At 70.6% G+C, this 19,977-nt stretch carries 18 protein-coding genes; 9 read left to right on the forward strand and 9 right to left on the reverse strand.

Features of this window, described 5'->3' with window-relative positions:
• Positions 1-86: 86 nt before the first annotated feature.
• Genes ABZU76_RS28255 through ABZU76_RS28265 form a run of 3 tightly spaced genes read left to right on the forward strand, consistent with a single transcriptional unit; the run spans position 87 to position 2,709 of the window.
• On the forward strand, positions 87-992 hold the full coding sequence (locus tag ABZU76_RS28255) for an aldose 1-epimerase family protein (RefSeq protein WP_354874757.1): 906 nt from the start codon (positions 87-89) through the stop codon (positions 990-992).
• Complete coding sequence (locus tag ABZU76_RS28260) at positions 959-1,477, forward strand: GNAT family N-acetyltransferase (RefSeq protein ID WP_354874759.1); 519 nt, start codon at positions 959-961, stop codon at positions 1,475-1,477. The genes ABZU76_RS28255 and ABZU76_RS28260 overlap by 34 nt, the downstream gene beginning before the upstream one ends.
• An 11-nt stretch (positions 1,478-1,488) precedes the next feature.
• A complete protein-coding gene (locus ABZU76_RS28265; protein WP_354874761.1) occupies positions 1,489-2,709 on the forward strand; it encodes an amidohydrolase in 1,221 nt (406 codons plus the stop codon).
• A gap of 51 nt (positions 2,710-2,760) precedes the next feature.
• On the opposite strand, the gene ABZU76_RS28270 is transcribed toward ABZU76_RS28265, so the two are convergent.
• On the reverse strand, positions 2,761-3,906 hold the full coding sequence (locus ABZU76_RS28270; RefSeq protein ID WP_354874763.1) for an acyl-CoA dehydrogenase family protein: 1,146 nt from the start codon (positions 3,904-3,906) through the stop codon (positions 2,761-2,763).
• Between the two features lie 126 nt (positions 3,907-4,032).
• On the opposite strand from ABZU76_RS28270, the gene ABZU76_RS28275 reads away from it, so the two are divergent.
• The 4 genes from ABZU76_RS28275 to ABZU76_RS28290 all read left to right on the forward strand — a co-directional run bounded on the left by ABZU76_RS28275 (position 4,033) and on the right by ABZU76_RS28290 (position 8,531).
• Positions 4,033-4,629, forward strand: coding sequence for a TetR/AcrR family transcriptional regulator (locus ABZU76_RS28275; protein WP_220244562.1), 597 nt, complete (start codon positions 4,033-4,035; stop codon positions 4,627-4,629).
• 41 nt (positions 4,630-4,670) lie between these two features.
• On the forward strand, positions 4,671-5,612 hold the full coding sequence (locus tag ABZU76_RS28280) for a carbohydrate kinase (RefSeq protein WP_354874765.1): 942 nt from the start codon (positions 4,671-4,673) through the stop codon (positions 5,610-5,612).
• A 191-nt stretch (positions 5,613-5,803) separates the two neighbouring features.
• Entirely contained in the window at positions 5,804-7,120 is a 1,317-nt protein-coding gene (locus tag ABZU76_RS28285; RefSeq protein ID WP_220244560.1) for a citrate synthase, read from the forward strand.
• A 70-nt stretch (positions 7,121-7,190) separates the two neighbouring features.
• Positions 7,191-8,531: a deoxyribodipyrimidine photo-lyase gene (locus ABZU76_RS28290; protein WP_354874768.1), complete on the forward strand. Its 1,341-nt coding sequence runs from the start codon at positions 7,191-7,193 to the stop codon at positions 8,529-8,531.
• Between the two features lie 57 nt (positions 8,532-8,588).
• On the opposite strand, the gene ABZU76_RS28295 is transcribed toward ABZU76_RS28290, so the two are convergent.
• The 5 genes from ABZU76_RS28295 to ABZU76_RS28315 all read right to left on the reverse strand — a co-directional run bounded on the left by ABZU76_RS28295 (position 8,589) and on the right by ABZU76_RS28315 (position 14,397).
• The gene (locus ABZU76_RS28295) at positions 8,589-9,755 is read right to left on the reverse strand and encodes a serine hydrolase domain-containing protein (protein ID WP_354874769.1); all 1,167 of its coding nucleotides are present in this window, start codon (positions 9,753-9,755) and stop codon (positions 8,589-8,591) included.
• A 124-nt stretch (positions 9,756-9,879) separates the two neighbouring features.
• Positions 9,880-11,073 (reverse strand): ABC transporter permease, encoded by a 1,194-nt coding sequence (locus ABZU76_RS28300; protein ID WP_354874771.1) that lies wholly within the window; start codon positions 11,071-11,073, stop codon positions 9,880-9,882.
• Complete coding sequence (locus ABZU76_RS28305; protein WP_354874773.1) at positions 11,070-11,981, reverse strand: ATP-binding cassette domain-containing protein; 912 nt, start codon at positions 11,979-11,981, stop codon at positions 11,070-11,072. Before ABZU76_RS28305 ends, ABZU76_RS28300 begins: the two co-directional genes overlap by 4 nt.
• A gap of 87 nt (positions 11,982-12,068) precedes the next feature.
• Positions 12,069-13,604 carry a glycerol-3-phosphate dehydrogenase/oxidase gene (locus ABZU76_RS28310; RefSeq protein WP_354874775.1) on the reverse strand — a complete coding sequence of 512 codons (1,536 nt, stop codon included), beginning with the start codon at positions 13,602-13,604 and terminating at the stop codon, positions 12,069-12,071.
• Between the two features lie 148 nt (positions 13,605-13,752).
• Positions 13,753-14,397, reverse strand: coding sequence for a TetR/AcrR family transcriptional regulator (locus ABZU76_RS28315; protein ID WP_354874777.1), 645 nt, complete (start codon positions 14,395-14,397; stop codon positions 13,753-13,755).
• Positions 14,398-14,413: 16 nt separating this feature from the next.
• Here ABZU76_RS28315 and ABZU76_RS28320 point away from each other — a divergent pair, with 16 nt between their 5' ends.
• A complete protein-coding gene (locus tag ABZU76_RS28320; protein ID WP_354874779.1) occupies positions 14,414-16,024 on the forward strand; it encodes an FAD-binding oxidoreductase in 1,611 nt (536 codons plus the stop codon).
• Between the two features lie 28 nt (positions 16,025-16,052).
• Positions 16,053-16,757 carry a class I SAM-dependent methyltransferase gene (locus tag ABZU76_RS28325; protein WP_354874781.1) on the forward strand — a complete coding sequence of 235 codons (705 nt, stop codon included), beginning with the start codon at positions 16,053-16,055 and terminating at the stop codon, positions 16,755-16,757.
• On the opposite strand, the gene ABZU76_RS28330 is transcribed toward ABZU76_RS28325, so the two are convergent.
• The 3 genes from ABZU76_RS28330 to ABZU76_RS28340 form a co-directional block, all read right to left on the reverse strand.
• Positions 16,750-17,280 (reverse strand): gamma-glutamylcyclotransferase, encoded by a 531-nt coding sequence (locus ABZU76_RS28330; protein ID WP_354875083.1) that lies wholly within the window; start codon positions 17,278-17,280, stop codon positions 16,750-16,752. The two genes, ABZU76_RS28325 and ABZU76_RS28330, sit on opposite strands and share 8 nt — an antisense overlap.
• Positions 17,281-17,372: 92 nt before the next feature.
• Positions 17,373-18,470, reverse strand: a complete 1,098-nt coding sequence (locus tag ABZU76_RS28335) for an S-(hydroxymethyl)mycothiol dehydrogenase (protein ID WP_354874783.1) — start codon at positions 18,468-18,470, stop codon at positions 17,373-17,375.
• A 105-nt stretch (positions 18,471-18,575) separates the two neighbouring features.
• Entirely contained in the window at positions 18,576-19,838 is a 1,263-nt protein-coding gene (locus tag ABZU76_RS28340) for a peptidase C39 family protein (RefSeq protein ID WP_354874785.1), read from the reverse strand.
• Positions 19,839-19,977: the final 139 nt, after the last annotated feature.

Genomic DNA, 19,977 nt, shown 5'->3' on the forward strand with positions numbered 1-19,977 from the left:
GGCTCACCGTAGCTCGAACTATGACGACCGGTCTAGTTAGTTTGACCGGCCGCATCCACGTGGTGTCCGCCGGTAATGTCTGCGGCATGGCCAACCCCACCGGAGAGCAGTTCGAAATCACCCGCGGCAACGCGCGCGCCATCGTCACCGAGATCGGTGCCGGCCTGCGTGCGTTCGAGGTCGGCGGCGTGCCCTACGTCGAGGAGTACGCGGCCGACGAGATGCCGCCGAAGGGCCTCGGCCAGGTGCTGCTCCCGTGGCCGAACCGCACGAAGGGCGGCGAGTGGGAGTTCCAGGGCGAGAAGCAGCAGCTGGAGATCACGGAAGCCGCGCGTGGCAACGCGATCCACGGTCTCACTCGCCACAAGGAGTGGGAGCTTCTGGAGCACGCGGAATCGTCGATCACGCTCGCGGTCGCCGTCGAGGTGCAGCCGGGCTGGCCGGTGCCGTTGCGCGCCACCATCACCTACGAACTGCAGCCGCGCGAGCTCACGATCACGCACGAGATCCGCAACGAGGGTGAGCAACCCATCGGCGTCGGCGTGGGCACGCACCCGTACTTCCGCATCGGCGACGTGCCGACCGACGAGCTCACGCTCACTCTGCCGGCTTCGCGCGTGCGCCCGTATGTCGGTGACAAGCAGATGCCGTACGCGGACGAGCAGGATGTCGCGGACACCGAGTACGACTTCCGCGGCGGCCAGGTGCTCGCGGGCGTCGACCTCGACACCGCGTTCGGGTCGCTTTCCCTTGCTGACGACGGCACCCACCACCACGTGCTCTCGTACGAGGACCAGCGGCTGGTGGTCTGGACCGGTCCCGACTTCCGCTGGGTGCAGGTGTTCACGCCCGACGACCTGACCGGCCGTGGCCGCGCCGTCGCGCTCGAGCCGATGACCTGCCCGGCCGACGCGCTCAACACCGGCACCGACCTGATCGAGCTGGAGCCCGCGACGTCGTGGACCGGCAGCTGGGGCATCCGCGTTCCGTGACGGTGCCGCCCGACTTGCTGACCGAGGCCGACGCCGGTGAGTTGCTCACGCTGCAGCGCGCCGCGTACCTCAGCGAGGCCCGCGCGCACGACAACTTCGAGCTCCCGCCGCTGGTGGAGCCGTTGGAGAGCGTGCGCGCGGCGCTCGCCGATCCGTCGCTGCCGGTGTGGGGTGTGCGCGCCGGCTCGCGGCTGATCGCGACGGTGCGGGTCCGGGTGAACGGCGACGTCGGCGAGGTCGGCCGGCTGGCCGTGGCGCCGGACCGGCAGGGCGAGGGCCTCGGCACGGCTTTGCTGCTCGCGGCGGAGGAGCTGGCCCCTGCGGAGGTCACGCGGTTCCGGCTGTTCACCGGCGAACGCTCGGCCGGGCCGCTGCGGCTGTACGCGAAGCTGGGCTACCGCGAGACCCACCGCAGCCCCGAGGCGGACTACGAGCTCATCTACCTGGAGAAACCCCGCGAGCGGGCGCCGGCGGCAATTCGTTAGCGTGTCAAACTATGGCTTCTAAGGCGATTGTGGGGGGCTACGTCGTCCCCGTCGGTTCGGCTCCCATCGAAGACGGCACTGTGCTCATCGAAGACGGCCGGATCGTCCAGGTCGGCGCCGCCGCCGACGTGGACGTACCGGAGGACGCCGAGCTCGTCGACGCGTCCGGCAGCTGGGTTCTGCCCGGCTTCATCGACGCGCACGCGCACCTCGGCGTCCACGAGGACGGCGAAGGCTGGGCCGGCAACGACACCAACGAGATGACCGACCCGAACGGCGCGCGCTTCCGCGCGGTCGACGGCATCGACCCGTACGAGCCGGGCTTCGACGACGCGCTGGCCGGCGGCGTCACGAGCGTGGTGATCAAGCCGGGGTCGGGCAACCCGATCGGCGGCCAGACCATCGGCGTGAAGACGTGGGGCCGCAGCATCCTGGACATGACGTTCGCCGAGCAGGTGAGCGTGAAGAGCGCACTGGGCGAGAACCCGAAGCGCGTGTACGGCGACAAGAAGCAGACGCCGTCGACCCGCCTCGGCGTGGCCGCGATCCTGCGCGAGGCGTTCACGAAGGCCCGCAACTACCAGGCCAAGCGCGAGCACGCCCTCGCGGAAGGCAAGCCGCACGAGGTCGACCTGACGCACGAGACGCTGTCGAAGGTCCTCGACGGCGAGCTGTACTGGGACCAGCACGTGCACCGCGCCGACGACATGGTCACGGCCATCCGGCTGGCCGACGAGTTCGGCTACAAACTCGTGATCAACCACGGCACCGAGGGCCACCTCATCGCCGACCTGCTGGCCGAACGCGGCGTGCCCATCATCCTGGGCCCCCTGTTCACCACCAAGTCCAAGGTCGAGCTGCGCAACCGCTCCCTGCGCTCGGCCGGCATCCTGGCGCGCGCGGGCGTGAAGATCGCCATCACCACCGACCACCCGGTGGTGCCGATCAACTTCCTCGTCTACCAGGCCGCCCTCGCCGTGAAGGACGGCCTGGACCCCGAGACGGCGCTGCGCTCGCTCACCGTGCACCCCGCCGAGATGCTCGGCCTGGACGACCGAATCGGCTCCCTGGCGCCCGGCCTGGACGCCGACGTGGTCCTCTGGTCGGGCGACCCGCTGGATGTCATGAACCGCGCCCTGCGCGTCTTCGTCCGCGGCCGCGATGTCTACCACTACGACGAGTCGACGGGCGAGGGCGTCGCGGCGGACCGCCGGTACCGCGAAACCCGCTGACCTGCGCGTGGGTGCTGCCCGCTTCGGCCGGCAGCACCCACGAAGCGGGGGTCAGGCAGCCTTCAGCGCCCTCGCGATCAGCATCCGCTGGATCTGGTTCGTCCCCTCGAAGATCTGCGGGACCTTCGCTTCGCGCATGTACCGCTCCACAGGGAAGTCGCGCGTGTAGCCGGCGCCGCCGAGGACCTGGACGGCGTCGGTGGTCACCTGCATGGCGCCGTCGGTGGCGACGAGCTTCGCGACGGACGACTGGCGCTGGAAGTCGAGGCCGCGGTCGCGGCGGCGGGCGGCGTCGAGGTAGGTCGCGCGGGCGGATTCGACGGTGGCGGCCATGTCGGCGAGCAGGAACTCCAGGCCCTGGAACTCGATGATGGGCTTGCCGAACTGGGTGCGGCCCTTGGCGTAGGCCACGGCCTCGTCCAGCGCGGCCTGTGCCAGGCCCACGGCGCACGCGGCGATGCCGAGGCGGCCGGAGCTCAGAGACGACAGGGCGATCTTCAGGCCGGAACCCTCGTCGCCGATCCGGCGGGAGACCGGCACTCGCGCGTTGTCGAAGATCATCTGCGCCGTCGGGGAGCCCGTGAGGCCCATCTTGCGTTCGCGAGGAGCCGCGGACAGACCGGCAGTGGCGGCGTCGACGAGCAGGCACGAGATGCCGTGGCCGCCGTCGTCGCTCGTGCGGACCATGGTGGTGTAGAAGTCGGCGGCGCCGGCGTGGGTGATCCAGGCTTTGGTGCCGTTGACCACGTAGTCGTCGCCGTCGCGGCGCGCGCGGGTCGACAAAGCGGCCGCGTCGGAGCCGGCCTGCGTCTCCGACAGGGCGTACGCGCCCAGCAGTGCGCCGCCGAGCATGTCCGGCAGCCAGCGGGAGCGCTGCTCGTCGGACCCGTAGTGGGCCAGCGCGTAGCAGGACATCGTGTGCACCGACAGCCCCACGCCGACGGTCATCCACGCAGCGGAGATCTCCTCCAGCGCCTGCAGATACACCTCGTACGGCAGGTCGGAGCCACCCCAGCGCTCGGCGTATGGCAGCCCCAGCAGCCCGGACTTGCCCAGCAGTGTGAACGCGTCGCGCGGGAACTCCTCGGCCTCCTCGGCCGCCGCGGCGCGGGGCTTCAACTCGTCGCGCGCGATCTCCCTGACCAGCGCGAGCAGGTCCTCGGCCTCGGGGGTGGGCAGCAAACGTTCCGCCGGCATGGCTCCTCCAGTGGCAGGAGTACTGAAAACAGTACTGGGGGCCGTTTGAGAGTACCGTACGGAGGTGGGAGCTGTCCCGCGTCAATGAGGGATAGTGACGCGATCAGGAAAGCTGGTGGCCCCCCGATGGCAGTACCGTCTGACCCCGAAGCCCGACGTCGCCCGACGGCGCGGCAGCAGGCGTTGCTCGCCGAGCTCGAGGCGCTGTTCCTCGCGGAGGGTTTCGCCGGCTTCACGCTCGACGACCTGGCCGCCCGCCTGCGCTGCTCCAAGTCGACCCTCTACGCGCTCGCCCCCAGCAAGGAACAGCTCGCGGTGAAGGTCGTCGCCCACTTCTTCAGGGGTGCCGCGAAGCGCATCGAGACCCGCATCGAGGGCATCGACGACGCGCGCAAGCTGATCGGGGAGTACCTCGCTGGCGTCTCCGAGCACCTGAATCGCGCGTCGCCCGCCTTCATGACCGACATCGCGCAGTTCGAGCCGGCCCGCGACACCTACCAGCTCAACAGCCGCGCCGCCGCCCGCCGCATCCGCGCGTTCATCGACAAGGGCGTGGCCGACGGCGTGTTCCGCGACGTGCACGCCCGCCTCGTCGCCGAGATGACGGGGCTGATCGTCGAGGGCATCCAGACCGGCGTGCTCGGACGCCGCACCGACGTGTCCGACGCCGAGGCGTTCACCGCGCTCGGTGAGCTCCTCCTCGGTGGGTTGAACAAGGACTGAGGACAGGATTTGTCACGAAACCGTCCTCTACACTCGCGCTCGTGATCGTGGTGGGTGGAGAGGCGCTGGTCGACCTCGTTCCGGGTGAACTGCTTGACTCCAATGTGGACGGTGGGCTGCGCGCTCTGCTGCCACGGCTGGGCGGTGGGCCCTACAACGTCGCGCTGGCCGCCGCGCGGCTCGGTGTGCCGGCGTCGTTCCTGTCCCGCGTGTCCACCGACCGGTTCGGTGTCGCGCTCGTCGACCGGCTCGTCGACTCCGGCGTGGACACCTCGCTGCTGCAGCGCGGCGACGAGCCGACCACGCTCGCCGTGGTGGCACTGGACCAAACGGGTGCCGCTCGATACACCTTCTACGTCGAGGGCACGGCCGACCGGCTCGTGACCGACCCGGGCACGCTGCCCGACGACGCCACCGCCCTTTCGCTCGGCACGCTCGGCCTGGTGCTGGAGCCCGGCGCCAGCGCATACGAAGCGATGCTGAGCCGCGAGGCCGCGCGCGGCACGCTCACCGCGCTCGACCCGAACATCCGCGAGGCGCTCATCGCCGACCCGGCCGCCTACCGCGCACGGTTCGCGTCGTGGCTGCCCGATGTCCGGTTGCTGAAGATCTCCGACGACGATGCGGCGTGGCTCACCGAAGGAGCCGATCCGGTGGCGGCCGCGAAGACGTGGGTCGAGTCCGGTGTGGACGCGGTTGTCCTGACCCGCGGCGCCGAAGGGCTGTCCGTGATCACCGCCGCAGGTGAGCTGGCCCACGTGCCTTCGCGGCGGGTACCGGTCCTCGACACGATCGGGGCGGGCGACACCGTTCAGGGCGCGCTGCTGGCGTGGTTGCACACCCGCGAGGTCCGTGACCTGGCCGCACTCGACGCCGACGCGTGGCGCGAGGCTCTCGGCTACGCCGCGAAAGCGGCCTCGATCACCGTCTCGCGCAGCGGCGCGGAGCCGCCGACGGCGCGGGAAATGGCTTCCACCGTGTGAACCTGGTCCCAAAGGGGCTATTGAGGGCAACGCAGCGGCTGCGCGCACACCCTTATTTCGACTAGCGTAGGGGGGAATTCATACCCCAGCGGGGCGGTGTGCAGCGAGGCGCGTGTTTCCTCGCGTGAACACGTGGCTACCTGTGGAACGTACAGGCGCCGCCGGCCCGTGCCAACGTGAGAGGGACCTGCATGTCCGACGCGACGAATGCGGGGCAGTCCGGCGGCGAAACCGCGACGCTGCGCCTGCCGAGTGGCGAGCACGAATTCAAGGTCGTCCACCCGGTGGAGGGCGCACCCGGGATCGAGCTGGGGAAGCTGCTCGCGCAGACGGGGTACATCACTTACGACCCCGGGTTCGTGAACACCGGTGCCGCGTCGTCGGCCATCACCTACATCGACGGTGATGCGGGCATCCTGCGCTACCGCGGGTACCCGATCGAGCAGCTCGCCGAGAAGTCCAGCTTCATCGAGGTGTCCTACCTGCTCATCTACGGTGAGCTGCCCACCGAGGCCCAGCTCGCCGACTTCACCGAGAAGGTCCAGCGGCACACGCTGCTGCACGAGGACCTCAAGGCCTTCTTCTCGGGCTTCCCGCGCGACGCGCACCCGATGCCCGTGCTCTCGAGCGCGGTCTCGGCGCTGTCGACCTTCTACCAGGACTCGCTGAACCCGTTCGACGAGCCCAACGTGGAGCTGTCCACCATCCGCCTGCTCGCGAAGGTGCCGACCCTGGCTGCCTACGCGTACAAGAAGTCCGTGGGCCAGCCGCTGCTGTACCCGGACAACTCGCTGGGCCTGGTGGAGAACTTCCTGCGGATGACCTTCGGCTTCCCCGCGGAGCCGTACGAGGTGGACCCGGCCGTCGCCAAGGCGCTCGACCTGCTGTTCATCCTGCACGCCGACCACGAGCAGAACTGCTCGACGTCGACGGTGCGTCTGGTCGGCTCGTCGGAGGCGAACCTGTTCGCCAGCATCTCGGCGGGCATCAACGCGCTGTTCGGCCCGCTCCACGGCGGTGCCAACGCGGCCGTTCTCGACATGCTCGAGGGCATTCGCGACGAGGGTGGCGACGTCGCCTCGTTCGTGAACCGCGTGAAGAACAAGGAAAAGGGTGTCAAGCTCATGGGCTTCGGGCACCGGGTCTACAAGAACTACGACCCGCGCGCGAAGATCATCAAGAACACCGCCGACGAGATCCTCGGCAAGATCGCGGGCGGCGACCAGCTGCTCGACATCGCCAAGAAGCTCGAGGAGACGGCGCTTTCCGACGACTACTTCGTCGAGCGCAAGCTGTACCCGAACGTGGACTTCTACACCGGCCTCATCTACCGGGCGCTCGGGTTCCCGACGAAGTTCTTCACCGTGCTCTTCGCGCTCGGCCGGCTCCCCGGCTGGATCGCGCACTGGCGCGAGATGATCAACGACCCGCAGACCAAGATCGGGCGCCCGCGCCAGATCTACACCGGTCACGCGTCGCGCGACTACAAGTCGATCTCGGAGCGCTGAGTTCCCGCTCTGGACTGTTCTGAACGCCCCGCCGTGCAGCCGCACGGCGGGGCGTTTAGCGTTGGCGGGTATGACGAGCGTGCTGTGGTTCCGGCGAGACCTGCGGCTCGGCGACCACGCGGCGCTGCTGGCGGCCGCGGAGGCCGCCGAGCCGGTGCTGGCGTTGTACGTGCTGGACGAGAAGCTGCTGAAGCCATCGGGCGCGCCGCGACGGGCGTTTCTGTTGGGGTGTCTGGAATCGCTGGACGCCGCGCTGGACGGCCGGCTGATGGTGGTCCACGGCGATCCGGTGCGGGAAGTCGTGCGGGTGGCGCGGTCGGTGGGCGCTTCGGCGGTGCACGTCAGCGCCGATGCCGGTCCTTATGGCCGGCGCCGTGACGCTGCCGTGGCGGAAGCCTTGGCGGAGCACGACATTTCGTGGGTGGTCACCGGGTCGCCCTACGCGGTGGCGCCGGGGCGGGTGACCAAACCGGACGGTGATCCGTACCGGGTGTTCACGCCGTTCCACCGCGCGTGGACACGGCACGGCTGGCGGCGGCCGGCGGATACGGGTGCGTCCCTTGTGGACTGGGTGACGCCTGCTGCGTCGCGGAAGCTCCCCGCACTTCCGGACCTCGGGGAGATGGCGTTGCCTGCGCCCGGCGAACCGGCGGCACTCGCGGCTTGGCACGATTTCCTGGACTCGGGCGTGCGTTCCTACGCCACCGACCGCGACCGCCCGGACCGTCCGGGCACCACGCGGATGTCGCCCTACTTGCGCTGGGGAGCCATTCACCCGCGCACGATGCTCGCCGACTTGTCGGGTGATTCCAGCGACGGCGCCCAGGCGCTGCGCTCGGAGCTGTGCTGGCGCGAGTTCCACTCGGATGTTCTGTGGCACCGCCCCGAAACCGCCCGTGAGAACTACGACTCTCGCTTCGACCGCATGGACCACGACTCCGATTCGGACGCGTTCGACGCGTGGTGCGCCGGCCGCACCGGCTACCCGATCGTCGACGCCGGCATGCGCCAGCTGCTGGCCGAGGGCTGGATGCACAACCGGGTCCGGATGGTCGTCGCGAGCTTCCTCGTGAAGGACCTGCACTTGCCTTGGTGGTGGGGCGCGCGGCACTTCATGCGTCATCTGGTGGACGGCGATCTCGCGTCCAACCAGCTGAACTGGCAGTGGGTCGCGGGCTCGGGTACCGACGCGGCGCCTTACTTCCGCGTCTTCAACCCGACCACGCAGGGGGAGAAGTTCGATCCAGACGGGGATTATGTGCGGCGTTATGTGCCGGAGCTGCGTGGGGTGGCGGGGAAAGCGGTGCACAAGCTGAAGGAGCGGCCGTCGGGCTACCCGGAGCCGTTGGTGGATCACGCGCACGAGCGGCAGGTGGCATTGCAGCGGTATGGCGCGATCACGGGCTCTTGAGGTGCTGAGGTCCTGAGTGGACGGCCCGTACCCCCGGACCGGGCCGTCCACTCAGGGTCAGAGACCGGCGATCGCGAGCGCGAGCTTCTGCACGATCTCCGGCTGGCCGTCGAAGTCCTTGTCGGTCGTGTTGATCGAGTAGACGACCCGGCGTTGCAGATCGCGGGTGGCCCAGATGCCGTTGGTGTAGCCGTAACGGCTGCCGGTCTTGCCCCAGACGGTGACGCCGTTGACGGTCTCGGTCATGAGGCCCTGGCTGTAGATCGCGGGGTCGTCGGTGCCGAAGGTGGTCACGGCCGGCACGGTGAACATGCGCTGCAGAACGGGTTTCGGCACCAGCCGGCCCTGGAAGAGGGCGATCAAGAAATTGTCGAGGTCGGCGGTGGTGGAGATCATCTCGCCCGCGGCCCAGGGGATGGACTGGTTCATGCGGGTCAGGTCCACGAGCTGCCCGTTCACGAGCTGGTAGCCGTGGGCGTAGGGCGCGGGCAGGTTCGGGTCGTTGCCGGGCACGGAGGTGTCGCGCAGGCCGAGCGGGCGCAGGATGCGGTCGCGCACCTCGTCGCCGTAGGAGTGGTGCGTGAGCTTCTCGACGAGCAGCCCGGCGACGAGGTAGTTGGTGTTCGTGTACTGCTGGTTCGTGCCGGGCGCGAAGACCAGGTCGTGCTGGAACGCCGTGGCCAGCACCTGCTGCGGGGTGAAGACGGTGTATCGGTGGTCGACGATCCACTGTGGATCCTCGGGCAGGTCGACGCCGGGCAGTCCGCTGGTGTGGTTGAGCAGCTGCGCGACGGTGATCCGCGGATAGTTCGCGGGCAGCAGGCCCGGTAGGTAGCGCTGAACGGGCGCGTCGAGGTCGAGGCGGTGCTCGGCGGCGAGCTGCAGCACGACGACGGCCGTGAACGTCTTGGTGATGCTGCCGATGCGGAAGTGCCCGTTCGCTGGGACGGGCGCCCCGGTGCTCAGGTCGGCTGTCCCGGAGACGCCGCTCCACGCGCCGGCCGAGCCGCGGACCTGCACGAGCGCGCCGGTGGCCTGGGCGTTGGGCAGGCCGGCGATGGCGCCCGCCAGCGAGGCCGGGTTCATCGGCGGCAGCGTGGAACGCGCCGGCGCTGAATGTCCCGGTGCGGCGGGCTCGGCGAGCGCGGCCGGGGTCACGGCGGCGGTGAGCAGCAGCGCGGCGCTCGCGGCCGCGGCGATGCGGATCAGCGGGTTTCTCTTCATGACAGCGAGTCTTTCGACTCGCGAACGACCTGCCATCGGGGAGAAACCCGGGCTCGGCTACCTAAGGGTCAGCCGCGCAGGGTCATTCGTGCACTGTCATTCGTGCACTGTCATCAGCGCTCTGTCAGCCGCGCAGGGCCTCGAGCACCTTCACCCGGCTGCCCACGCGCAGCACGCCGTTGCGGTAGATCCGCGCCCCGACCCACGTCACGAGGCCGATCAGCGCCGCCGTCAACACCAGTGACAGCACGATCTCCCACAGCTCGGCCGAGCCCGTGGCAATGCGCGCCGGCATCAGGATCGGCGACAGCAGCGGGATGAGCGAGAGGATCCTCGTCGCCGCGCCGTCGGGCGATTGCGTGAGGAGGTTGATGCCCGCGACGAACCCGATGACCAGCGCGATGTTCACCGGCGCCGCCACCGTCTGTGTGTCTTCCTGGCGCGAGACGAGCGAGCCGGCCGCGCCGTAGATCATGGCGTAGAGCAGGAAACCGAGCAGGTACCACACGACGCCCCACACCACGGCGCCGACGGCGATGCCCGAGATCGACCCCAGCACACCGGTGCCCAGCGCCGCGAGGAGCCCGACCACGGCGAGGATCCCGAGCTGCGCCAGCCCGACCAGCCCGAGTCCGATCACCTTGCCCAGCAACAGGTGCCACGGCCGCACGGCCGCCAGCAGGATCTCCACGACCCGGCTCGACTTCTCCTCGACCACGCCTTGGGCCACGAGCATCCCGTACGTGATGATGCTCAGGTAAAGCAGCACCGCCACGACCACGCCGACCACGAGCTTCTGCCTGGCCCGCGGATCGCGTTGCTCCAGCGGCAGCACGTCGACGTGGGCCGCGGACACGGCCTGGTGCACGGCGACCGGGTCGAGGTGTGCGGCCGAGAGCTGCGCGTCGAGCACCTGCTGCTGCACGATCCCGTCGAGGGTGTGTTGCAGTGTCGGGTCCACAGTGGACTCAACGGTGACCCGCAGCCGCGAGGCGCTGCCGGACACGAGCGCGTCGACGTCGCCGCTGCGTACCTGCGCGAGCCCGTCCTGTTCGGACGCGACGGTGACCACGTCGATCGTCTCTCCGCCGGCCTTCCCGGCGAGCTGCAGCTGCTGCGCGATCCCTTGTGCCTGACCGGTCAGCGCGACCTTGGTCGTGGTGGCGGACCCGAGGAGAAACGCCTGCAGCGCAACATATCCGACAAGCAGCAGCAACAACACCGCCGTGCTGACCACGAACGCTCGCGTGCGCAGCCGCGTGTTCACCTCGCGTTTCGCCACGAGCCGCACGGCCCGCGCGGCGCTGATGCGGCTCACGCCGGGCCTCCCTGGGTGACGGCGTCACGGAACAGCTCGGCCAGCGATCGCCGCTGCCGGCTGAACTCCGTGACCGGCCCGGTGGCCAGCGCGGCGGCGAGCACGGCCTGGTCATCGGCGCTCGACGCCAGCTCCAGCACCGTCGTGGCGCCGGAAGACTCGACCACGCGCGCGCCGGGCACGGTCGACGCCCAGCCGGGCCGCGCGCCCGGCGCCGTGACCACGAGCCGGCTGCCGGCGCCGCGCGTGAGGTCCTCGACCGTGCCGACGGCGACCATGCGCCCGTCGCGGATGATCCCGACGCGGTCGCACAGGCGCTCGACCAGGTCGAGCTGGTGGCTGGAGAACACCACGGGCACGCCGGTGGCCGCCTTCTCGCGCAGCACCACGCTCATCACGTCGACGGCGATCGGGTCGAGGCCGGAGAACGGCTCGTCGAGCACCAGCACGTCGGGGTCGTGCACGAGCGCGGCCGCGAGCTGCACGCGCTGCTGGTTGCCGAGGCTGAGCTTCTGCACCTCGTCCTTGCGGCGCTCGCCCAGCCCGAGCCGCGCGAGCCACAGCTCGGTGGCGCGGTGGGCGTCGTTGGTGCTCAGGCCGTGGAGCTCCGCGAGGAAAACGAGCTGGTCGAGCACCTTCATCTTCGGGTACAAACCGCGCTCCTCGGGCATGTACCCGAAGCGCGTGCGGGTTTCGTGCGTCACCGGCTCGCCCGCGAAGCGGACCTCCCCGGAGTCGGCCGCGAGCACGCCGAGCGCGATCCGCATGGTGGTGGTCTTGCCGGCGCCGTTGCTGCCGACGAAGCCGAACAGCTCACCCGGCCGCACATCGAAGGTCACGCCGTCGAGGGCGAGCTTGCGGCCGTAGCGCTTGGAGATCGCGTCGATCTCGAGTGCTCCTCCGGGCAAAACCGCCCCCTCTCCGAACACCTGTGTGGACAGTGGTGAGCCGCGCGCCGCCAACTCTAGCGAACGGCGCGTGTCCTCTCCCGGTGTTCAGGACAGTCCGGACAGGGCCTTTTCCACGAGCTCCGCCACGCGGGCGCGCGCGGCGTCGGCTTCGGCGGGGACGAGCGACAGGCGGGTGCGGCGTTCGAGCACGTCTTCGACGTCCAGTGCGCCCTCATGGCGGACGGCCCAGACGACCTCGGCGGCGGTGATCTGCGTGCCGTCGAACAGGGGCGCGGCGAACGTCCGGTCGACCTCGCCGAGGGCGGCGACGCGGGGAGCTTCCGTGCCGTACTTGGCGACCAGGCGGGCCGGAGCGTCCACAAGGGACAGCCGAGCGCGCGGGGCGGCGCCCAGCAACGGCAACCGCGAGGTGCGCGACGGCCCGGCGTGCAGGCCCGAGTGCACCAGTGCGGCGTCGACGGCGTCCTCGGCCATGCGGCGGTAGGTGGTGAGCTTGCCGCCGACCACGGTGAGTACGCCGTCGGTGCCGGTTACCACGGCGTGTTTGCGCGAAAGATCGGCGCTGCTGCCGGCGGAGCCGGCGACCAGAGGACGCAGGCCGGCGTAGGAGCCGATCACGTCGGCGCGGGACAGCGGCCGGGCGAGCACCGAGGACGCCACGGACAGCAGGAAGTCCACATCGGACTCCGGAACCTCGGGAACCGACGGGATCTCACCCTCGATGGGCTCGTCGGTGAGTCCCAAGTAGACGCGGCCGTCGACCTGTGGGAGCAGGAAGACGAACCGGTTGCTCTCTCCTGGCACGGCGACGTTCACCGACGTCCCGCCCACCGCGGCGGCGCCCGGCGAGAGGACCAGGTGCGAACCGCGCGACGGCCGCAGCCGCACGGCGTCGGTGAGCGTGCCCGCCCAGACACCTGTCGCGTTGACGACCTGGCGCGCGTGGAGGTCGTACTCCGCCGAGCCTTCACGCACGCGCACGCCGGTGCCCGAAAGCGACACGGCTTCCAGGTGCGTGAGGATCCGCGCGCCCAGCATCGCGGCCGTGCGGGCGAGGTTCACGACCAGGCGCGCGTCGTCGACGAGGGCGCCGTCGTAGGCGAGCAACGCGCCGCGCAGACCGGCGGGCGCGAGGCCCGGGGCCAGCGCCACGGCCTCGGCCACCGGGATCTGCCGGGGCCTCGGCAGCACCGACGACGGCGTGCGCGCGGTCCGGCGCAGCGCGTCACCCGCGCGCAGACCGGTGGCGATCACAGCCTGCTGCGCGCGGGAAGTGCTGGGGTACAAGGGGAACAGCTGCGGCATCGCGCGCGTGAGGTGTGGCGCCGTGCGCGTCATCAGGATCCCGCGCTCGACAGCGCTTTCGTGCGCGAGGCCGAACTCGCCCTTCGCGAGGTAGCGCAGGCCGCCGTGCACGAGCTTGCTGGACCAGCGTGACGTGCCGAACGCCAGGTCGTGGGCCTCGATCAGCGCGACCGACAATCCGCGGGCCGCCGCGTCGAGCGCGATACCGGCGCCGGTGACGCCGCCGCCGACCACTATGACATCGACTCGCTCACCGTTCGTGAGCCGGTCCAGCTCACGTTCGCGCCGGCGTGCGTTCAGCGAGCCGGTGCTCATGCCGCCTCCGCGGGAAGGAGTGCGTCGGCGGTGGTCATGCCGCCTCCGCGGGAAGGAGAACGTCGGCGGTGGTCATGCCGCCTCCGCGGGGAGGAGTGCGTCGGCGGTGCTCATGCCGCCTCCGCGGGGAGGAGAACGTCGGCGGTGCTCATGGCTTGAGGGCCGCATCGACGAGGTACCGGAACTCGTCGAGCAACGCCTGCTCGTCGAGGTCCGCGGTGGCGGGCCGCAGCGAGAACGCGAACGACTGCACGACCAGCAGGATCGAGCGCGCCTGCGCGGTGACCTCGGCCTGGCGCACGGAACCGTCGCGGTGCCCGGCCTCGAGCAGCTGGCGCAGCACCTGTTCGGCGAAGATCTGCGTGGCCCCGAGCCGCTCCACGATGTAGGGCAGCACGAGCTCCGGGTCGACGTCGAGCAGCGTGCGGAACAGCGGGTCGGCCGACAGTGCGCTGACGCCGGCCGCCGCGATGAGCACAAGGCGCTCGCGGGTGTTGGCCGCGTCGTCGCCCGCGTGGCTGGCGTGTTGGAGCAGGCCGCTGAACTCGCGCGTCATCAGCGCGGCGAGCACACTGCGTACGTCGGGGAACCGGCGGTACACGGTCATGCGGCTCACGCGCGCGGTGCGCGCGATCTCGGCGAGCGTGGTGCGCCGGACACCGACCGCGAGCACGCACTCGCGCGCGGCGTCGAGCAGCACGTCGTCGGCAACGCGCGCTGAGGTCTGGCGGCTGCGGGCCCCCGCGAGGGCCGAGGGAGTCTCTCCCGGTGGGGAGTGACGTTTGACGTCCATATGTCACACTGTAGTCGTGAGTGATCTCATAAACCACCGTATCCGGCAGTCGTGGACCGGCGACGGCGCTGGCACCGCCTCGCTGCCCGATCGGGCGGTCCGGTGGCTCGGCCAGCGTATCGGCCCGGTGGGTGCTGATCGAGGGCGTAAGCCGGATTCCGTCCCGAACCTGACCGATTCTGCCCTTCCCGGCCAGGCTCGCGAGGACCTTTCGGCCGTGGTCGGCGAGGAGAACGTGCTGGTCGACGCCGACTCGCGCCTCGAGCGCGCGGGCGGTCTGTCCTATCTGGACCTTCTGCACCGCCGGCTCGGTGACTCGGTGCCGGCGCCCGACGCGGTGGTGCTGCCCGCTTCGCCCGAGCAGGTGCAGGCCGTGCTCGAGGTCTGCGTGCGCCACGACGTGGGGGTCGTGCCGTTCGGCGGGGGCACGTCGGTGGTCGGCGGCGTCGCGGCGCTGCGCGGCGACAAGGCGGCCGTGATCGCGCTCGACCTGGTGCGGCTCGACGCGCTGGTGTCGGTGGATGAGCAGTCGCACCTGGCCGTGCTGCAGGCCGGCGTGCGCGGGCCCGAGGCCGAGCGGCTGCTGGGTGAGCACGGGTTCACCCTCGGCCACGTGCCGCAGTCGTTCGAGCGAGCGACCATCGGCGGGTTCGCGGCCACGCGCTCGGCCGGGCAGGCGTCGGCGGGTTACGGCCGCTTCGAGGACATGGTGGCGGGCGTGCGCGTGGCGACGCCCCAGGGCGAATGGCGGCTCGGGGTCGCGCCCGCGTCGGCAGCGGGGCCGGATCTGCGGCAGCTCGCGGTGGGCAGCGAAGGCACGCTGGGCGTGATCACGGAGGTCGCGCTGCGGGTGCGGCCGGTGCCTGTCGCGCGCCGGTACGAGGGCTGGGTGATCGACGGCTGGGATCTTGGTTCTGAGGCCATGCGCACCCTCGCCCAGAACCACGCGACGGCCGACGTCACGCGACTGTCCGATGTGGACGAGACGGCGGTGTCGTTCGCGCTGAACGCCGGTCTGAAGACGTCCGCGCTGCGGGCGTACCTGGCCGCGCGGGGTGTGAAGCACCCGTGTCTGCTGATCGTCGGCTGGGAAAGGGACGTGCAGGCCCGCCGCCACCGCACGACGCGGTTCCTGCGTCGCGCGGGCGCCCTGCGCATCGGCACCGCGCTCGGCGAGTCGTGGCGGCACGGCCGGTTCTCGGGCCCGCGCCAGCGCGACGCGTTGATGGACCTCGGGGTGTGCGTCGAGACCCTGGAGACCGCCGCGTACTGGTCTCGGCTGGACGACCTGCACGACGCCGTCCGGGCGGCCCTCGTGGCTTCGCTCGGCCGCGCGATCGTGATGTGCCACGTTTCGCACGTCTACGAGACGGGCGCGTCGCTGTACTTCACGGTCCTTACCTCCCGCGACGACGCCGACCCCGTCGGCCAGTGGCAGCGCGCCAAGCACGCCGCCTCGGAGGCGATCGTCGGCCTCGGCACGATCACCCACCACCACGCCGTGGGCGCCGACCACGCGCCGTACTTGGAGGCGGAGATCGGCTCGCTGGGGTTGTCCGTGCTGCGCGCCGCGAAGTCGGCGGTCGACCCGACGGGGATCCTGAACCCGGGAAAACTGCTCGGCTGATCCGGGCGCGGCCGGAAGACTGACCGGCATGATCGGATCGTTCCCGCAGTACGAAAAGTTCGCCGACGAGTTCCTCGACCACGCCCGCGACGGGTTCTACAACGCGCACGTCGATCGCCCCGCCTGCCTTGAGCTGCTCGGAGACGTCGCCGGCCGCGACGTGCTCGACGCCGCCTGCGGCCCCGGGCTGTACGCGGAAGAGCTGGTGGCTCGGGGCGCGCGCGTGACCGGGTTCGACCTGAGCCCGCGCATGGTGGAGCTGAGCCGGGCGCGGGTGCCGGGCGCGGCGTTCCGCGTGCACGACCTCGGCGCGCCACTCGGCTGGCTGGCCGACGCGTCGGTGGATCTCGTTTTGCTGGCGCTGGTTTTCGAGTACGTGGACGACCGGGTCGCGATGTTGCGTGAGCTTCACCGCGTGCTGCGGCCCGGTGGTGCGCTGGTGCTCTCGCGGATACACCCGACGGCCGACTGGCTTCGCCACGGTGGCAACTACTTCGAGCCGCGCGTGGTGGAGGAGACGTGGGTCAACGGCTGGCACGTGCGGTTCTGGCTCTCGCCGCTTCAGGACACGTGCGTCGAGCTGCGGGAGGCGGGGTTCCTGATCGAGCGGCTGGTCGAGCCTCGGCCGCAGGTCGCCGGGGCCGAGGTGGATCCCGAGCGGTACGAGCGGCTTTCCAGCGAGCCGACCGGGTTCCTCGCCATCCGGGCGATTCCCGACCCGCGCGTCAGGTGAAGATCTGCTCCGGCTCCACAACGGTGCACTTCAGGCCGTGCTCACCCGCCGGGTCGCCGAGGAGGAGGGCGGCTTCGGACTGGGCGACGTCGGCGACGCGGACCGGGTGGCCGTCGACGAGGAGTGGGTAGCGGACGGCGGAGGCGCCGACGTAGGCGTGGACACCCTCGACACGCGTGCCATCGGAGGTCTCGACGGAGTAGCCGTCCAGCTGGGCGAGGTGGTAGCGGGTGCCGCGGCCTTCGCAGACGTCGAGGACCGCGCGCTGCTCGGGCGTGACGAACCACAGGAAGTGGTGTTCGACGCCGGGCAGTGCGGTGAGGGTGGCGGGGCGCTGGTCGTCGACCTTGCGCAGGCCCGAGGCCCACACCGCGGCCAGGCCGGTGCAGCGCACGCGCGCGGCCACGACGGGACCGGTCAGGCCGAGCTCGTCACGCAGCCACGTGATCTTCGACGGACAAGCGTTGGACCCGTACGCCAGCACGGGCAGCCGGTCGCGCCAGCCGGCCGGCGCGGTTTCCAGCGACCACCCGGCGCCGTCGAGGTGGACGAACGACGTACCCGGCCGTGCCCCGGGGTAGGGGACGGCCGGGTAGTCGGCGTCGGTGAAAAGCCTCAGAACTCCACCACGCTGCGCAGGACGTCGCCGTGGTGCATGCGCTCGAACGCCCGCTCCACGTCGCCGACGCCGATGCGCTCGGTCACGAACTTGTCCAGCGGCAGGCGGCCCTGCAGGTACAGGTCCACGAGCATGGGGAAGTCGCGCGAGGGCAGGCAGTCGCCGTACCAGGACGACTTCAGCGAGCCGCCGCGGCCGAAGAAGTCGATGAGGGGCAGGTCGTTCAGGCGCATGTCCGGCGTCGGCACGCCGACCAGCACGACGGTGCCCGCGAGGTCGCGGCCGTAGAACGCCTGCTTCCACGTCTCGGGCCGGCCGACGGCGTCGATGACCACGTCGGGGCCGAACGAGTGCGTGGCGTCCTGCATGGCCGCCACCACCTCGTCCTGGCTGAGGCCCTTGCTGTTCACGGTGTGCGTGGCGCCGAAGCCCTTGGCCCACTCGAGCTTCCGGTCGTCGGTGTCGATGGCGATGATCGTGGTCGCGCCCGCGAGGTTGGCGCCGGCGATGGCCGCGTCGCCCACGCCGCCGCAGCCGATCACGGCCACGGAGTCACCGCGCGTCACGGCGCCGGTGTTGATGGCCGCGCCGAGGCCCGCCATCACGCCGCAGCCGAGCAGGCCCGCCACCGCGGGTTCCGCCCGCTCGTCCACCTTCGTGCACTGTCCACTGTGGACGAGCGTCTTCTCGAGGAACGCCCCGATGCCCAGCGCGGGCGACAGCTTCGTGCCGTCGGTGAGCGTCATCGGCTGCTCGGCGTTGAACGTGGAGAAGCAGTACCACGGCTTGCCGCGCTTGCACGCCCGGCAGGTGCCGCAGACGGCGCGCCAGTTGAGGATCACGTAGTCGCCCGGCGCGATGTCCGTGACCCCGGCGCCGACCTTGTCGACCCGCCCCGCGGCCTCGTGGCCGAGCAGGAACGGGAAGTCGTCGTTGATCCCGCCCTCGCGGTAGTGCAGGTCGGTGTGGCAGACCCCGCAGGCCTGCACCGACACGACCGCCTCGCCCGGACCCGGGTCCGGCACCACCACGGTCTCGAGCGCCACCGGCTCGCCCTTCGCGCGGGACACGACTCCCTGGACCTCGTACGGCATGCGCTCACCCTTTCCGGCACCCTTGCTTTGCCGGGGCAGCTAATCACGGAACATGCACACGTGGCCATACCACGATGCGTCGGTTTGCACTCCTGGAAAGCCTGCTCAGGCCGGCGTCACGATGTACACCACTCCGCCCGGCCCGCTCGCCACGCTGCCGTCGGCCGTGTAGCGCTTCGTGCGCTGCCAGATCTTCTCGAACTGGTCACGCTTGTACACGTTGCGGACGCGGGCGTCGGTGCTGGAGGCCGGGTCGTTGACGATCACGTCGCCGGCCTGGGTGAAGCCGACGACGACCATGATGTGGCCGGACGTGCCGTAGCCGGCGCCGTCGAGCTCGTCGGAGAGGAAGGACTGCGACGTGATCACGGGGATGCCGCGGGCGATGTAGCCCTCGAGCTCGTTGAGGTCGTGCAGGCGCGTGATGTGGCCGCGCAGGCCGAGCGAAGCGGCGTACGCGGTGTTGAACGGCCAGTTGCCGGTTCCGTCGTAGGCGTAGTCGTAGGTGTTGCGTGCGGCGTAGACGACGGACGGGTCAAGGTAGTCCGACGGGATCCAGCTCATCTGCTGCGCGGTCGGCTTCTTGCCCCAGTACTCGGCGACCATCTCGGTGGACGTCGGGCTGCACCAGGCCTCACCGCCGCCGCCGTACTGCGGGAACTGTCCTTTGTGGATGTTTTGTGCGTACGCCGGCACCTTCAGCTCGATGCCCCGCGCGCGGCCCGGTTTGGTGGCCGCGACGTCGAAGCGGTCCGGGACGTTCGAGGTCACGGCGCCGAGCGTGGACACCGTCGGCGTCACCCGCGTGCCCGCCTCACGGTAGAGGCTCACGCGCAGCTGGTACGAGCGCAGCGTGACGCCGGTCTTCGTGGCCAGCGTGTCGACGTCCACCGACGCGTTGTCGTCGCTCTGCCCGTCGACGCTCGTGCGCTGGATGTCGGTGTCGCCGCTGGCCCAGCGGCCCATCACGTACCAGGTCGTCTCGACGCCGGCCGACGTGCGGCCCTTCGCCTCGACCTCCAGCCACGTCTTCGCCGGCGTCTGCGCGTTCCACGACGCGATGAGCTGCGTCGCGTCGAACCCCTGCCGGAACAGCGGCGACGTCCACGAGCCGTACTCGTACGTCTTCGTCGTGCCCAGCCCCGGCTCGGTGTGCTCGACGGTGCCCGCGGGCCGCGTGATGCGCAGCCCGTCGCGGCCCAGCGCCAGCCCGTCGAGCCGGCCCGCGTGGAACGTCCCGCCGGACCACTCGTGGTAGTTGATCGCCTCGTCGTTCGCCGGGTGCGCCGGCGCCGCGTCGGCGACTTGCGTCGCTCCTGCCGTCACCATGGCGATGGACAATAGCGTGATCAAGCTCCGCACCCGCATGCCGTGCTCCGTCCCCGAGACCCCAGTGATAGCGAAAGATTTTCGCCGGTTGGGACGGGTTCGTAAAGAGCCGACCAGAGCAAGGCTGTGAAATCGGTGGCGGGCGCTGGGACGATGAGGGCGTGCTCGACCTCGACGC

This window comes from Amycolatopsis sp. NPDC005232 (genome assembly GCF_040607795.1).
Classification (GTDB): domain Bacteria; phylum Actinomycetota; class Actinomycetes; order Mycobacteriales; family Pseudonocardiaceae; genus Amycolatopsis.

What these genes read in the sequence shown, in the direction of transcription:
- ABZU76_RS28255 (WP_354874757.1), top strand. Translation starts at nt 87, where the DNA reads ATGGCCAACCCCACCGGAGAGCAGTTCGAAATCACCCGCGGCAACGCG.
- ABZU76_RS28265 (WP_354874761.1), top strand. Translation starts at nt 1,489, where the DNA reads ATGGCTTCTAAGGCGATTGTGGGGGGCTACGTCGTCCCCGTCGGTTCG.
- ABZU76_RS28270 (WP_354874763.1), bottom strand. Translation starts at nt 3,906, where the DNA reads ATGCCGGCGGAACGTTTGCTGCCCACCCCCGAGGCCGAGGACCTGCTC.
- ABZU76_RS28275 (WP_220244562.1), top strand. Translation starts at nt 4,033, where the DNA reads ATGGCAGTACCGTCTGACCCCGAAGCCCGACGTCGCCCGACGGCGCGG.
- ABZU76_RS28285 (WP_220244560.1), top strand. Translation starts at nt 5,804, where the DNA reads ATGTCCGACGCGACGAATGCGGGGCAGTCCGGCGGCGAAACCGCGACG.
- ABZU76_RS28290 (WP_354874768.1), top strand. Translation starts at nt 7,191, where the DNA reads ATGACGAGCGTGCTGTGGTTCCGGCGAGACCTGCGGCTCGGCGACCAC.
- ABZU76_RS28295 (WP_354874769.1), bottom strand. Translation starts at nt 9,755, where the DNA reads ATGAAGAGAAACCCGCTGATCCGCATCGCCGCGGCCGCGAGCGCCGCG.
- ABZU76_RS28310 (WP_354874775.1), bottom strand. Translation starts at nt 13,604, where the DNA reads ATGAGCACCGGCTCGCTGAACGCACGCCGGCGCGAACGTGAGCTGGAC.
- ABZU76_RS28315 (WP_354874777.1), bottom strand. Translation starts at nt 14,397, where the DNA reads ATGGACGTCAAACGTCACTCCCCACCGGGAGAGACTCCCTCGGCCCTC.
- ABZU76_RS28325 (WP_354874781.1), top strand. Translation starts at nt 16,053, where the DNA reads ATGATCGGATCGTTCCCGCAGTACGAAAAGTTCGCCGACGAGTTCCTC.
- ABZU76_RS28335 (WP_354874783.1), bottom strand. Translation starts at nt 18,470, where the DNA reads ATGCCGTACGAGGTCCAGGGAGTCGTGTCCCGCGCGAAGGGCGAGCCG.
- ABZU76_RS28340 (WP_354874785.1), bottom strand. Translation starts at nt 19,838, where the DNA reads ATGCGGGTGCGGAGCTTGATCACGCTATTGTCCATCGCCATGGTGACG.